The organism is Allorhizobium sp. Av2, from assembly GCF_021462805.2.
GTDB lineage: Bacteria > Pseudomonadota > Alphaproteobacteria > Rhizobiales > Rhizobiaceae > Allorhizobium > Allorhizobium vitis_G.
On record NZ_CP192696.1, the window covers coordinates 819,147 to 832,686 of the forward strand.

The following is a 13,540-nucleotide window of genomic DNA, read 5'->3' on the forward strand; positions in this document are numbered from 1 at the left end:
GGAATCATTTTAGAATGGAATGGCTGCCTGCAACACGGTTTCATCCCCGTCGGTGCGGGCGGAGCGACTGAAATCGCGCGATGCGCTAACCGCCGCGTGGATCTGTTGAAAAGCCCGCATCGGGCGGACTGCGAGGCGTCTGGCCTTTGTCCCGTCGAAACTGTGGGTCATCGAATGTCTCTTTCCAATCGTATCCAGGCCGTGGAGGCCAATTGTTCGCAGGCGACATAGCCCATGCGGTAATAGCTATGCAGTCCCTTAAGCGAACGGATTTGCCCGCGCACCGTTTCGAACTTGCTATGGATTGGCCGTGTAATGCGTTTCCGGTTCATCGTCCTGGTTCCTATAAAGGGTCCTCCCAAGACTGTGCGGCGATTGCCGACCATTCATGTCCGACAAACACCTGCAACAATGAATATATTGCACTGCAATATAGAAAATTCAATGGCTCTAAAATGATGACTGCCATGCGGTTTGCGCATGGGTTCGTTGAGAAAGCGAACATCCGGCAATCCTCGCAAGGTGTGTGTCAAGCCAACCGCTGCCGGAAGGCGAGAAGATCTCGCCAGGCTAGAGCCTTGGTGGCCGGGGCTTGCAGCAATTCCTGCGGATGAAAGGTTGCCATGGCCGCAACGCCGTGACCGCCTGCGGCCACGTCACGCCACTCTCCGCGCATCGAATGGATTGTCGCCGTTCCACCGAAGAAGAACCGGGCGGTGAAATTGCCGAGCAGAAGAACGGCCTTCGGTTCAGCCAGTGCGATTTGTCTCTCTATGAAGGGTCGGCAGATGGCGGCTTCAGCCGGGGTCGGCATGCGGTCACCAGGGCCGCGCCAGGGAATGGCGGTTGTCAATAGCAGCGCGTCGCGACGAAGGCCAATGGCGGCAAGCATCCGGTCGAGAAGCGCGCCAGTCCGGCCGGAAAAGGCCAGACCTTCGCGATCGTCATCGGCTGACGGAATGGGGCCGATCACCATGATGCCTGCCTCAGCGGGGCCTTCTGCAAAGATGGTGGAGCGGGCACTGGTCTTCAGATTGCAGCTGGAAAATCCTTCCAGAGCCGTTTTCAACTCAGCCAGTGAACGAGCGCTTTCGGCGGCAAACCGGGCGTCGTTGATTGCCGTTTCATCGGGAATGGCAAGCGGTGTCGATGCAGCAGGCCGAGGCGCCGGGCCGTCGCGGTTGAGGGCAGGGCCATTCTGCGAACCGACAGGGGCAGTCGTAGCCCGTTGGTCCTGGCCTTGAACTGGGGCTTGTTGGGGCGCGGCCCTGGTCCGCGCCTGCCGTTCTGCTGCAAATTGTGCGATCCGGTCAACAGGCGCATCTTCCACAAGCCAATCCACCCCGGCTTCGGCGTGAAAAGCCAGAAGGGCGGCAAGTTCGGCGGCAGTCATGTCCTGAGCGGCAATCATTGCTATGTTTTAGACAAGCTATTCGCAGAAAGGAACAGAAAACCGTATTTGCTTCCGGTTATGCTGTCCCCCCTGTCATGCTGTCCCCAGGTCATGCTGTCCAAAGAGCAATATCGTCGCGGTCGCCGATCAGCGCCAGTCCATGTGCAATCGATACCATTTCGCCGCCGCTCTCGATGCGGTCCTGGCTGAAGCGCTCAGTGAAGATCCGTCGCACCGCCGGAACGAAGGATGTGCCGCCGGTCAGAAACACCTTGTCCACGGCGCCTGCCTCCGTGTTCGTCCGGGTGAGAACATCATCGAGTGCCGATTCGATGCGTGTGAGATCGTCGGCAATCCAGCTCTCGAAATCCTGACGCTTGACGGACTTGCGGCCAGCCGCGCCAAGTGGCGAGAAGTTGAATTCCGCTTCATCCGCCGCAGACAGCGCCATTTTCGTGGAGGATACCGCCTGGTAGAGCGGATAGCCTTCGTCATGCTCGACCAGGTCGATAAAAAGCTCCAGTTTGTCGGGGGCTAGGCTTTGGCGTACCAATTGTTTCAGATCGGCGAATTCCTTTGAGGACTTGAACACCGACAGCTGGTTCCAGCGCGAAAAGCTGGTGTAATAATTGCTTGGAATATCCAGGATCTTGTCGAAACTCTTGAACTGGCTGCCCTTGCCAATTTCCGGTGCCACCAGATGCTCGATGATCCGCGCATCGAACTGGTCACCGGCCAATCCAACACCGGAATAGCCGACAGGTACTGCCGACAGCACGCCTGCCTTGCGCTCGAACCGGATCAGCGAATAGTCGGTGGTGCCGCCGCCGAAGTCGGCGACCAGCACGGTGGCATCTGTCGTCAGGTGCTGGGCGAAATAGAAAGCCGCGGCCACCGGCTCATAGACATAATGGATTTCCGGAAAGCCGAGCCGGGTGAGCGCTTCGTTATAGCGGCGCATGGCAAGCTCGGGATCGGGGGAGGCGCCGGCGAAATGCACGGGCCTGCCAGCGACGATGCGGTTGGCATTCGCAGGCCAGCCATCGCCAGCATAGGTTTCCAGCCTTTTCAGGAACACTTCCATCAGGTCTTCGAACTGAAACCGCCGTGCATGGACCAGCGTACCCTGAAACAGTGCCGAGGCCGCAAAGGTCTTGATCGATTGCAGGAAACGGCAATCGCCGGGATTGTCGATGAACTGGCGAATGGCGGCTTGCCCGGCCTCCACCTTCAGGGCGCGCGCGCCAAGCTGGGCATCCTTCATGAAGGACAGCGCCGTGCGCATGCTGTCGGTGGTTCCGGCCATGGATGTGAACTGCACCGAATGGGTGGTGGTCTCGTTGATGCTCTGTGCCAGGACCGTGTTGGTCGTGCCGAAATCAAGCCCAAGCGCGTTTGCCATGGCTGCTGCTCCCTGATGCCTGTCTATTGGCGTGAATGATTGGACGGTTGCGGGCGCGCCTCTGCCTGAGAGGGGCTTTGCTTAACGAGCGGGCCTGATGACACAGGCTGGGGCAGGATGCAAGGATCGATTTCCAGAAAGAGCCACTGCCTGCGCGCCTACGGCTTGACAGATGAAAGCGCCGCGTTCGGTCAAACGCGGCGCTTTGAAGCGGCAATTATGAACTGCGCGAGGTTATCGCAAAATCCGGCCCGACCCCCAGGTCAGGACCAGGCCGAACAGGGCCAGCAAGCCCCCCCAGATGATCCAGGGGCTTTGGTTGATCATGAAACTGGATTGCGGGTAGGGGAAAATCCCGGCACCCTGCGCCATCCACAGAATGCCCATGGCAATGGCCAGCAAGCCGACAATTGTTAAAGCCCAACGCACGACAATCATTTGACTTGCTCCCGTTATTCAGCCGCCATGGCTGGTTTTGATGGCCCATCTTCGCTGTTTGCAGCGTGGTGACCCTTGTCGCGGCGAACGAGCCGGGTCAAGAATTTACCGAACCGGTCCATTTCCACGAAGATGACAGGTGTGATGAACAGTGTGAGCAATTGTGAGACGATCAGGCCGCCGACAACGGCGATCCCGAGCGGCTGGCGCAGTTCGGAACTGGCGCCATGGCCAAGCGCAATGGGCAGTGCTCCGAGAAGGGCGCAGAAAGTGGTCATCATGATCGGCCGGAAACGCCGCACACAGGCCTCGTGAATGGCCTTTGCCGGTGTCTCGCCATGCTCGCGGATCAATTCCACCGCCACGTCGATCATCATGATCGCGTTTTTCTTGACAATGCCGATCAGCATCAGCAGGCCGATCAGAGCGATGACCGACATATCAAAATTCAGCAGTTTCAGGGCCAGAAGCGCCCCGAAAGCCGCCGCTGGCAGGCCGGAAAGAATGGTGAGCGGATGGATGAAGCTCTCATACAACACGCCCAGCACCACATAGATCGTCAGCACGGCGGCGAGGATCAGTAGACCGGTATTGCTTTGCGACTGCTGGAAAATCGCCGCCGTACCGCCATAGGAGGTGAAGACGTCATTGGGCACGCCAATCTCGGTCTTGATCTGATCGATCCGGGCGGTGGCGTCGCTCAGCGATATGCCGTCAGGCAGGTTGAACGACACCGTGGTCGAAACCAGCTGGCCGGTCTGGTTGACAGTGACAGGCGCATTATGACGCTTGACGGTGGCGAAGTTCGATAGCGGCACCAGCGTGCCCGTAGACGATGAACGCACCAGGATATCGCGCAGGAACTCGTCGTCCCATGGCTTGTTCCGGTCGAACTCAACGATGACATCGTAGCTGTCGCCGGTCGACTGGATCTGGGCGGCATTATAGCCGCTGAACGCCATTTCCAGGGTCTTGCGAAGCTGGTCGTTGGTAATGCCGAAAGCGGCGGCCTTGCCATTGTCGATGTTGATATCGGCGGCAATGGCATTGTTCTGCGCATCGCTGGTCACATCGGTAAACAACGGGTCCTGGCGCATGGCGGCCTGGATTTTCGATGACCATTCATCGGTTGCTTTCGTGCTCAGCGCCTGGACAACCAACTGATATTGGCTAGCGGTGCTTCGTCCGCCGAAACGCAGATTTTGCTGTGGGGTGATATAGCTGCGGATGCCGGCGATCTTGGACAGCTTCTGTCGCATCTCGTTGAGGGTTTGAGCGAGAGGCGGACGGTTGTCCTTCGGTTTCAGCTGCACGAAGATCGTGCCGTTGTTGAGCGGGCTGCGGCTTGAGCCACCGACGATGGAGGTAACATGATCGACAGCCGGATTGGTCTTCAGTTCTTCAGCGACCTTTGACTGAAGATCGCGCATGGCCGCGTAGGAAATATCCTCACGCGCCTGGGTGCTGACCGTCAACCGGCCAATATCTTCCTGCGGGAAGAAGCTGGATGGCAGCGTGTGGAACAGCCAGCCGGAGCCTGCGATGGAGGCGACAAAGACCATCATCACCACAAAACGGTGGTTGAGACACCAGCGGACAGACTTGTCATAGCCGCGTTGCGTCTTGGCAAAACCGGCGTCGAACCAGCGCACGATCAGCGGTGGGCGGCTGCTGTGGGAGGAAATCCGGGCTGCCAGCATTGGCGTGACCGTTAGGGACACCAGGGCAGAGGAGAGGATCGCCATGGTGACGACCATGCCGAACTCATTGAACAGGCGTCCGACGACACCGCCCATCAACAGGATGGGAATGAACACTGCCACCAGTGAAATCGACATGGAAATAATCGTGTAGCTGACTTCACCGGCGCCTTTCAGGGCCGCCTGCATCGGCGGCATGCCTTCTTCGACATGGCGCAGGATATTTTCCAGCATAACGATGGCGTCATCCACCACCAGACCCACCGCCAGCGTCAGGCCGAGCAATGAGATATTGTCGATACTGTAGCCAAGCACATACATGCCGCCAAAGGTGGCAATCAGCGATAGCGGCACGGCAAGACCGGGAATGAGGGTCGCGGTCAGATGGCCGGTGAACAAATAGATCACCAGGATGACAAGGGCGATGGTGAGGAACAGCGTGAACTGAACGTCGTGGATTGCCTCGCGGATCGCGGTCGATGAATCGTTCATCACATTGATCTTCAAGGAGGGAGGCAGCTGCTTTTGCAGGGCAGGCAGCTTGGCCAACACCTCATCGACCACCTCGACCGTATTGGCGTCCGGCTGGCGCTGGATGGCGAGGATGATCGCCTGTTTCCCATCGAACCAACTGCCCGCGTCGAGATTGTCGACACTGTCGCGCACATTGGCGACATCGGAAAGGTGGATTGGCGCGCCATTGCTGGTGGTGGAGATTACCAGCGACTTGAATTCCTCGGCATTGGTGCGCTGGGTATTGGCATTGATGGTCAGCGACTGATTTGCCATCTGCAAGGTGCCGATTGGCACCTGGCTATTGGCCCCGGCAATCGCCGAGGTCAGCGTGTCGACGCCAAGCCCGCGCGCTTGCAGCTTGGCGGGATCGACGCCGATCCGCACCGCGTAGGTCTGGGAACCATAGATGCTGACCTGCGCCACGCCGTTCAGCGTCGACAGCAGCGGGGAAATGATATTTTCGGCAATCGAATCCACCTGACTGCGCGGCATCTCATCGCTGTTGATTGCCAGGAGCAGCACCGGTGAATCGGCTGGATTGGTCTTGCGGTAGCTCGGATCGGACGTCATGTTGCTGGGCAATTGACGGCTGGCGCGGGAAATTGCCGCCTGAACGTCAGCGGCAGCGGCATCGATATCACGGTTCAGGTCGAACTGGAGAACGACGGAGGAGTTGCCCAGCGAGTTGGTGGCGCTGATTTCGCTGATCCCGGGGATGGTCTCGAACTGTTTGATCAGCGGGGTGGAAACGGACGTCGCCATGGTTTCCGGCGAGGCACCTGACAGGGTCGCCGTCACGTTGATGGTAGGAAAGTCCACTTTGGGCAGAGCGGCCACCGGTAGAAGCCGATAACCGGCCAGTCCGGCCAGAACCAGGCCGATGGCAAGCAGAATGGTGGCAACAGGCCGATTGATGCAAAAAGCAGGGATCATCGGGTGATATCCTTCGGCTCGTTTTCAGCCACTTTCTGGCCAGCAAACTGTTCCAGAACAGTCTGTCCGTCGGCAAGCTGTACCTGACCTTCCACCACGACGTGATCGCCTTCCTTGAGGCCCGAGGCAATCGCCGCCATGTCGCCATTGGCGCGCAGGACGGAAACCTTGGTTGCCTTGACCTTGCTGTCGCTGTTGACCGTATAGACGAAGAAGCCTTCAGCGCCGGGGCGAACGGCTACGGTTGGCACGAGGATGTTACGCTGGTCTGTCTGGAAGCGAACGGTGACATTGGCGCTCTGACCGGGCCAAAGAACGCCCTTGTCGTTTTGAAACTCTGCCTTGACAAGAACAGTCCCCGACGCGGTGTCCACGCTATTGTCGAAGAAGGACAGTTTGCCCTGAACCGGCACGCCGCCGGTCGAGGCGGGATCGACATCGACCACCACATCCTTGCCTGAAAACGCCTGATGCAATTGCGGCAGGTAGCGTTCCGCCATCTGGAATTTCACATAGATCGGATTATAGCGGGTGATGGTGACAATCGCGGTTCCGGCGCTGACATAGGCGCCGATGCTGAGCTGGATACTTCCGAGCCGGCCATCAAAGGGCGCCCGGATTTTCATATGCTCCAGGTCGACCATATCGGAGGCCAGCGTGGCCTTATCGGCGTCGACCTTGGCAGCAGCCGAGTCGCGCGACGCCTTGGCCTGTTCGTAGGCCTGCTGTGATTGCGCATTCTGCTTCAAGAGGCTTTCCGCACGCGTCAAGGCCGCCTCGTATTCGGCCAGGCTGGCCTGGTCGGCAACGATATTGGCCTGGTCCTTGTCCACTGTTGCCTTTGCGATCCGGTCATCAAGCCGGGCAATCAGATCTCCGGCTTTCACTTCCTGGCCGTCCTTGGCGATCACGTCCTGAAGCAGCCCGCTCTGGAGGGCGGCCAATGTCGTGGTATCTTCCGCTTCGGCCCAGCCTGTTGCCGTGGCATCCATTGGCAGATTGCCCATGCTGGCCGCAACGGTCTTGACCGATGCCGGTCCGCCATTGCGCCGACCGCCACTTTTTCCGCCACCTTGGCCTGCCGGTTTACCGGCTTCCTGTCCTGAGGCCCGATCTGAAGATTGCCCGTTTGCTTGGGCTGTTGCCTGTTCGGCACCCGGCTTGTGGCCCGCCGTCTGGCTGGCTTGGCTCAGAAACGGAACCTTGTCGAGATAAGGAATTTGGTCGCGATATATCCACCCGCCGACGGCAAGGATTGCGATGATGCTGGAGGCGGTCCAGAATTTTTTCATGTGTCAGGGCCTGATGAAGCTTGAGCTGGTCGTTCATCCTATCATTATTGAATTAATGCACCGCGAAAATAACAGAGACGCACACTATCGATCAACTCGCGGTGAGTTATCCTTAAATTCTTGTAATAAAGTCGTATTTAGTGACATTGATATTGGTTCGTCACTAAATACGATGGTTTGGGCGGATTGTTCAAAGAGATTTAGCGCCGCCGCCATCAACCCGCAGCATTGTGCCGGTGATGTAGGCAGCGGGGACGGAGCAGAGAAAAGCACCTGCGGCGGCAAATTCCTCCACCTTGCCAAGCCGGCCTATCGGGATGGTTTTGATCGAGCTTTCGCGAACCTCTTGCAGCGATTTTCCCTGGCGTTTGGCATTGGCGCCGTCCAGCTCATCAATCCGGTCGGTATGGATTCGTCCGGGCAGGAGAAGATTGGCGGTGATGCCGAAGGAGGCTATTTCGGAAGATAATGTCTTGTTCCAGCCGACCAACGCGCCGCGCAACGTGTTGGAAAGCGCCAGATTGGCAATTGGCTCAATCACACCAGACGAAGCAACGGTGAGAATGCGTCCGAAGCCCTGCGCCTTCATCTGGGGAACCAGCGCGTTGGTTAGCGTAATGATCCGCACCACCATGGACTGAAAGAAGATGTGGAGCTTTTCATCGTCCATGTCTTCCACGGTGCCGGGTGTCGGCCCGCCGGTATTGTTGACGAGGATATCGATGCCGCCAAGTTTTACGGCGACCGCTTCAACGAGCGTGGCGACGAAATCAGTATCCGAGAGATCCGCCACCACATAGTCCGCCTTGCCGCCAGCCTTGACGATGTCAGCGCAATTGGCCTCAAGCTTGTCTTTTGTGCGTCCGCAGATCAGCACATGCGCGCCTTCGGCGGCCAGTGCATTGGCGATGCCTTGTCCAAGTCCGCGAGATGCGGCGAGAACAACCGCCCGCTTGCCGGAAATGCCGAGATCCATTGTGAATTCCTTTTTGTGAATGACGATGCGATTTTCACGCGAACCTAACAAGCGGGGATGTAAAATCAAAGGCGCAGAAAGCGATAAGCTCCTGCGGTCAGCATGTCATCCATTTCCCGGCGTCACAGTAATTGACGTGCACGTAAACGGAAGATATTCTTGTCCCTCATAGCACCTCGCAGGGATTTCACGCCTTGCCCTGTCGCAACCTGGCTCGACAAGCCCGGTTTGATTTGACAAGGAAGAGGTCCATATGGGGAAAAAGCCGAGCGGAGAAAAACGATGAGCGAACAAGAGCTGCCCGAGCGCGAGAGCATGGAATTCGACGTGGTGATTGTCGGTGCGGGGCCTGCTGGCCTTTCGGCTGCCATTCGCCTCAAGCAGGTCAATCCCGATCTGACGGTTGTTGTGCTGGAAAAGGGTGCGGAGGTCGGCGCCCATATTCTCTCCGGGGCTGTGGTCGATCCGGTTGGAGTCGATAAGCTTCTTCCCGATTGGCGCAAGGAAGCCGATCATCCGTTCAAGACCGAAGTCACCGCCGATCATTTCCTGTTTCTCGGTCCCGCTGGCTCCGTTCGCCTGCCCAACGCGCTGATGCCGCCGCTGATGAACAATCACGGCAATTACATCGTCTCGCTTGGTAATGTCTGTCGCTGGCTGGCGGGCCATGCCGAGGCGCTGGGTGTCGAGATCTATCCGGGCTTTGCCGCAACCGAATTGCTTTATAATGAGGCTGGTGCGGTGATTGGTGTTGCCACCGGTGATATGGGCGTCGAAAAGAACGGCGAACCCGGCTCCAGTTACACACGCGGCATGGAATTGCTGGGCAAATATTTGCTGATCGGCGAAGGCGTGCGTGGCTCGCTGGCAAAGCAACTGATCGCCAAATTTGATCTGTCACGCGATAGCGATGTGCAGAAATTTGGCCTCGGCATCAAGGAACTGTGGCAGGTCAAGCCCGAGCACCACAAACCCGGTCTGGTGCAGCACTCGTTCGGCTGGCCGCTGGACATGAAAACCGGCGGCGGCTCGTTCCTCTATCATCTGGAGGACAATCTGGTTGCGGTCGGCTTTGTCGTGCATCTGAACTACAAGAATCCCTATCTCTATCCGTTTGAGGAGTTCCAGCGCTTCAAGACCCATCCGGCCATTCGCAACACTTTTGAGGGTGCCAAGCGGATTTCCTATGGAGCACGGGCGATTACCGAAGGTGGCTATCAGTCGGTGCCGAAATTGTCCTTCCCCGGTGGGGCGCTGCTGGGCTGTTCGGCGGGCATGGTCAATGTGCCGCGCATCAAGGGTAGCCATAATGCTGTGCTGTCGGGGATGATGGCGGCGGAAAAGATTGCCGAGGCGATTGCCGCAGGCCGCGCCAATGACGAGCCGGTCGAGATCGAAAACAGCTGGCGCGGCAGCGAAATAGGCACGGATTTGCGGCGAGTGCGAAACGTCAAGCCGCTGTGGTCGAAACTTGGCACGGTGCTCGGCGTGGCGCTGGGTGGGCTGGATATGTGGACCAACCAGCTCTTCGGCTTTTCTGTCTTCGGGACGCTGAAACATGGCAAGACCGATGCTGAGAGTCTTGAACCGGCTGCACAGCATAAGAAGATCGACTACCCCAGGCCCGATGGCGTGCTGACCTTCGACCGCCTGTCTTCGGTGTTCCTGTCCAACACCAATCACGAGGAAGACCAGCCGGTGCATCTGAAGGTCAAGGACATGGCCCTGCAGAAGAACTCCGAGCTTGGCGTCTATGCCGGTCCGTCCAGCCGCTACTGTCCCGCCGGGGTTTATGAATGGGTGGAGAAGGAGGGCGAGCCGAGCTTCGTCATCAACGCCCAGAACTGCGTCCACTGCAAGACCTGCGACATCAAGGACCCGAACCAGAACATCACCTGGGTGCCGCCACAAGGAGGCGAAGGACCGGTTTATCCGAACATGTAATGTTCGGGTATAGCGGTCCGCACGGACCTCCGTTGGGGAAAGGAGGCGAAGGACCGGTTTATCCGAACATGTAAAGGCGGTCCGCACGTCCTTAATATCTGCATCAGGCCGTTGGTTGGATATTTTTATCAACCGTACCGGTTTGCACTTGAAATGACTTGCGAAAGCTGGTGATCGTCTATACGAAACGTCAATAGGTCAGTAATGTTGACCTATTGACTGATTTGAGGAGATCACCTGTCATGTCTGCCGCAACCGCAAAGCCGGAATTCATCGTCAAGCCGAATGCGAACCCCATGCCGGAAGCAGAGCGCCTCGAGGCGTTCCAGAGCCTGGGCTTTGGCACGCTGTTCAGCGACCATATGGCGGTGATCCAATGGAATGTGGTGAAGGGCTGGCATTCGGCGGAGATTACCGCGCGCGGACCATTTGCCATCGATCCGGCAGCCGCGGTGCTGCATTACGCCCAGGAAATTTTTGAGGGGATGAAGGCGTACCGTACGGCGGAAGGTCGCGTCGTGCTGTTTCGCCCGGATGAAAATGCCCGCCGTTTCAACGAGTCTGCACGGCGCATGGCGATGCCGGAAATTCCCGAGGAGTTGTTTCTCGAAGCCATTGATAAACTGGTCAAGGCCGATGCAAAGTGGATTCCGGAGGGTGAGGGCAGCCTTTACCTGCGGCCTTTCATGTTTGCCAGCGAAGCGTTTTTGGGTGTGCGACCGGCACGTGACTATATTTTCTGCGTCATCGCCTCGCCGGTTGGCCCCTATTTCAAGGGCGGCGCCAAGGCGGTGAAGATCTGGGTTTCGGAAAACTACACCCGCGCCGCTCCCGGCGGCACCGGTGCCGCCAAATGCGGCGGCAATTATGCGGCAAGCCTGATTGCCCAGCAGGAAGCGGTCGAGCATGGCTGCGATCAGGTGGCTTTCCTGGATGCCGCCGAGCATAAGTGGCTGGAAGAACTGGGTGGCATGAACGTGTTTTTCGTTATGGACGACGGTTCGCTGGTGACGCCGCCTCTGGGGGGCACCATCCTCCCAGGCATTACCCGTAATTCGTTGATCTCGCTCATCAAAGACCAGGGCGTGACAGTGCATGAACGCCCGTATTCCTTCGATGAATGGCAGGCGGATGCCAAAAGTGGCAAGCTGAAGGAAGCCTTCGCCTGCGGCACGGCGGCTGTGGTGGCCGGCATCGGCGAGGTCAAATTCACCGACGGTGGCTTTGTGATCGGCAATGGCGAGACCGGTCCGACCACCCTGAAAATCCGCGAGCAATTGGTCAATATCCAGCGCGGCAAGAGCAATGACCCGCATGGCTGGGTGCGGCGGATCGAAGGCGTCTGATACAAAAGGCCGGGAGTGATCCCGGCCTTTTTAATTATATTCTCAATAGTAAATATGATTTTCTTTTCTATGTTTCGGCATGATTTACTGCGTGACGTGCAATATAAAACACCGCACATTCTACGGTTGTCTGTAGATTTTCACATTTTGCGCATAATTTGTTCTTATGGTTTGCCTGGTTAGGTACGCAGGTTTCCCTTGCAAGCCAAGCAAACTCACGCTTCCTTTGTTCTCGTTTGTCTTTCGGGAAAATCGCATTAACCTTTCCCCGACAGACTGTAAGGGCTGTTGAAGATCATGGCAGTGCATCCCGGAAATGCAGACCGCTTGAAACAACCACCAAGATCCATTTTTAACGCCATTTCGGATTGGGCCTTGGCCTCGGCGCTGTCGCGCATCGTCACCATTGGGTGTCTTGATATTGTGACGGCTAGTGGCAAGACGCTTTCATTTGGTGACCGTACGGGTGACCCTGTCACCGTTCGCTTCGCCGATACGGCTGCCCAATGGGCTTTTTTGATCGATGCTGATATGCGGCTGGGCGAGCTCTATATGGATGAGCGGTTCTTTGTCGATCAGGGAACCATGTTCGATTTTGTATCCGTGGTGCTGCGGGAGGCGCAAAATGCCACCCATCCACTGATCGCCCGGATTATCGACGATGTGAGAACCCGGTTCAGGATCTTTCGCCATCGCAATCTTCCAGCCAGATCCAAACAGAATGTCGCGCACCATTACGATCTGGATGCACGGCTTTACGAACTCTTCCTGGATGAAGACCGCCAGTATTCCTGCGCCTATTTCGAGCATGATACCCAGAGCCTGGACGACGCCCAGCGCGCCAAGAAAGACCATCTTGCCGCCAAGCTGCGCCTCAAACCGGGAAACCGTGTGCTGGATATCGGCTGCGGCTGGGGCGGTCTTGCCCTTCATCTGGCCGATAGGGCGGTGGGTGGGGAGGTCGTGGGCGTCACCTTGTCCGAAGAGCAACTAGCCTATGCGGTGAAGCGGCCTCGCAAGTCTGCCACCGAGGCGGCCAATGTCGATTTCCGACTGATGGATTATCGCAGCCTGGAAGGATCGTTCGACCGCATCGTCTCGGTCGGCATGTTCGAGCATGTCGGCCTTGCGGCCTACAGGACGTTTTTCAGCAAATGCAGCACGCTGCTGGCCGATGATGGCGTGATGGTGCTGCACACGATCGGCTGTTCCGCAACGCCGGGCTTCACCACGCCATGGCTCGACAAATATATCTTCCCCGGCGGCTATATTCCGGCGCTCTCTGAAATCGTTCCTGAAATCGAGAAGGCTGGCCTGACGATCACGGATGTCGAGGTGCTGCGCATCCACTATGCCAAAACCTTGCGCCACTGGCGCGACCGCTTTACCGCCCGATGGGCAGAGGCGGCCACCCTCTATGACGACCGCTTCTGCCGGATGTGGGACTATTATCTATCAACTGCCGAAGCTGCCTTCTATCACGAGGATCTCGTCGTCTTTCAGATCCAGATAGCCAAGAAAAACAATATCCTGCCGCTGACGCGGGATTATATTTTGACCGATCACGAAAAGCATGTCGCCGCCGTATAAGACGCACGAC

General features: G+C 57.6%; 11 protein-coding genes. 3 read left to right on the forward strand and 8 right to left on the reverse strand.

Annotated features, from left to right (window positions below; translation table 11 throughout):
* Positions 1 to 9: 9 nt before the first annotated feature.
* The 8 genes from FS819_RS03905 to FS819_RS03940 all read right to left on the reverse strand — a co-directional run bounded on the left by FS819_RS03905 (position 10) and on the right by FS819_RS03940 (position 8,650).
* Positions 10 to 171 (reverse strand): hypothetical protein, encoded by a 162-nt coding sequence (locus tag FS819_RS03905; protein ID WP_156550556.1) that lies wholly within the window; start codon positions 169 to 171, stop codon positions 10 to 12.
* Positions 168 to 332: a hypothetical protein gene (locus FS819_RS03910; protein ID WP_156535192.1), complete on the reverse strand. Its 165-nt coding sequence runs from the start codon at positions 330 to 332 to the stop codon at positions 168 to 170. The genes FS819_RS03905 and FS819_RS03910 overlap by 4 nt, the downstream gene beginning before the upstream one ends.
* Before the next feature lie 197 nt (positions 333 to 529).
* Positions 530 to 1,411 (reverse strand): uracil-DNA glycosylase, encoded by an 882-nt coding sequence (locus FS819_RS03915; protein ID WP_156550557.1) that lies wholly within the window; start codon positions 1,409 to 1,411, stop codon positions 530 to 532.
* 91 nt (positions 1,412 to 1,502) lie between these two features.
* Positions 1,503 to 2,795 carry an Hsp70 family protein gene (locus FS819_RS03920; RefSeq protein WP_156550558.1) on the reverse strand — a complete coding sequence of 431 codons (1,293 nt, stop codon included), beginning with the start codon at positions 2,793 to 2,795 and terminating at the stop codon, positions 1,503 to 1,505.
* Between the two features lie 234 nt (positions 2,796 to 3,029).
* On the reverse strand, positions 3,030 to 3,233 hold the full coding sequence (locus FS819_RS03925; RefSeq protein WP_015915412.1) for a hypothetical protein: 204 nt from the start codon (positions 3,231 to 3,233) through the stop codon (positions 3,030 to 3,032).
* A 14-nt stretch (positions 3,234 to 3,247) separates the two neighbouring features.
* Entirely contained in the window at positions 3,248 to 6,382 is a 3,135-nt protein-coding gene (locus FS819_RS03930; RefSeq protein WP_156550559.1) for an efflux RND transporter permease subunit, read from the reverse strand.
* Entirely contained in the window at positions 6,379 to 7,674 is a 1,296-nt protein-coding gene (locus FS819_RS03935; protein ID WP_156550560.1) for an efflux RND transporter periplasmic adaptor subunit, read from the reverse strand. Before FS819_RS03935 ends, FS819_RS03930 begins: the two co-directional genes overlap by 4 nt.
* 190 nt (positions 7,675 to 7,864) lie before the next feature.
* Positions 7,865 to 8,650 carry an SDR family oxidoreductase gene (locus tag FS819_RS03940; protein WP_156550561.1) on the reverse strand — a complete coding sequence of 262 codons (786 nt, stop codon included), beginning with the start codon at positions 8,648 to 8,650 and terminating at the stop codon, positions 7,865 to 7,867.
* Between the two features lie 282 nt (positions 8,651 to 8,932).
* On the opposite strand from FS819_RS03940, the gene FS819_RS03945 reads away from it, so the two are divergent.
* The 3 genes from FS819_RS03945 to FS819_RS03955 all read left to right on the forward strand — a co-directional run bounded on the left by FS819_RS03945 (position 8,933) and on the right by FS819_RS03955 (position 13,530).
* Positions 8,933 to 10,594 carry an electron transfer flavoprotein-ubiquinone oxidoreductase gene (locus FS819_RS03945; RefSeq protein WP_156550562.1) on the forward strand — a complete coding sequence of 554 codons (1,662 nt, stop codon included), beginning with the start codon at positions 8,933 to 8,935 and terminating at the stop codon, positions 10,592 to 10,594.
* A gap of 242 nt (positions 10,595 to 10,836) precedes the next feature.
* Positions 10,837 to 11,940: a branched-chain amino acid aminotransferase gene (locus FS819_RS03950; protein ID WP_156550563.1), complete on the forward strand. Its 1,104-nt coding sequence runs from the start codon at positions 10,837 to 10,839 to the stop codon at positions 11,938 to 11,940.
* 297 nt (positions 11,941 to 12,237) lie between these two features.
* A complete protein-coding gene (locus FS819_RS03955; protein WP_156550564.1) occupies positions 12,238 to 13,530 on the forward strand; it encodes a class I SAM-dependent methyltransferase in 1,293 nt (430 codons plus the stop codon).
* The last annotated feature ends 10 nt before the right edge of the window (positions 13,531 to 13,540 follow it).

Excerpts from the sequence above, each read along its gene's own strand:
- FS819_RS03905 (WP_156550556.1), bottom strand. The coding sequence starts at position 171 with ATGACCCACAGTTTCGACGGGACAAAGGCCAGACGCCTCGCAGTCCGC.
- FS819_RS03910 (WP_156535192.1), bottom strand. The coding sequence starts at position 332 with ATGAACCGGAAACGCATTACACGGCCAATCCATAGCAAGTTCGAAACG.
- FS819_RS03915 (WP_156550557.1), bottom strand. The coding sequence starts at position 1,411 with ATGATTGCCGCTCAGGACATGACTGCCGCCGAACTTGCCGCCCTTCTG.
- FS819_RS03920 (WP_156550558.1), bottom strand. The coding sequence starts at position 2,795 with ATGGCAAACGCGCTTGGGCTTGATTTCGGCACGACCAACACGGTCCTG.
- FS819_RS03925 (WP_015915412.1), bottom strand. The coding sequence starts at position 3,233 with ATGATTGTCGTGCGTTGGGCTTTAACAATTGTCGGCTTGCTGGCCATT.
- FS819_RS03930 (WP_156550559.1), bottom strand. The coding sequence starts at position 6,382 with ATGATCCCTGCTTTTTGCATCAATCGGCCTGTTGCCACCATTCTGCTT.
- FS819_RS03935 (WP_156550560.1), bottom strand. The coding sequence starts at position 7,674 with ATGAAAAAATTCTGGACCGCCTCCAGCATCATCGCAATCCTTGCCGTC.
- FS819_RS03940 (WP_156550561.1), bottom strand. The coding sequence starts at position 8,650 with ATGGATCTCGGCATTTCCGGCAAGCGGGCGGTTGTTCTCGCCGCATCT.
- FS819_RS03945 (WP_156550562.1), top strand. The coding sequence starts at position 8,933 with ATGAGCGAACAAGAGCTGCCCGAGCGCGAGAGCATGGAATTCGACGTG.
- FS819_RS03950 (WP_156550563.1), top strand. The coding sequence starts at position 10,837 with ATGTCTGCCGCAACCGCAAAGCCGGAATTCATCGTCAAGCCGAATGCG.
- FS819_RS03955 (WP_156550564.1), top strand. The coding sequence starts at position 12,238 with ATGGCAGTGCATCCCGGAAATGCAGACCGCTTGAAACAACCACCAAGA.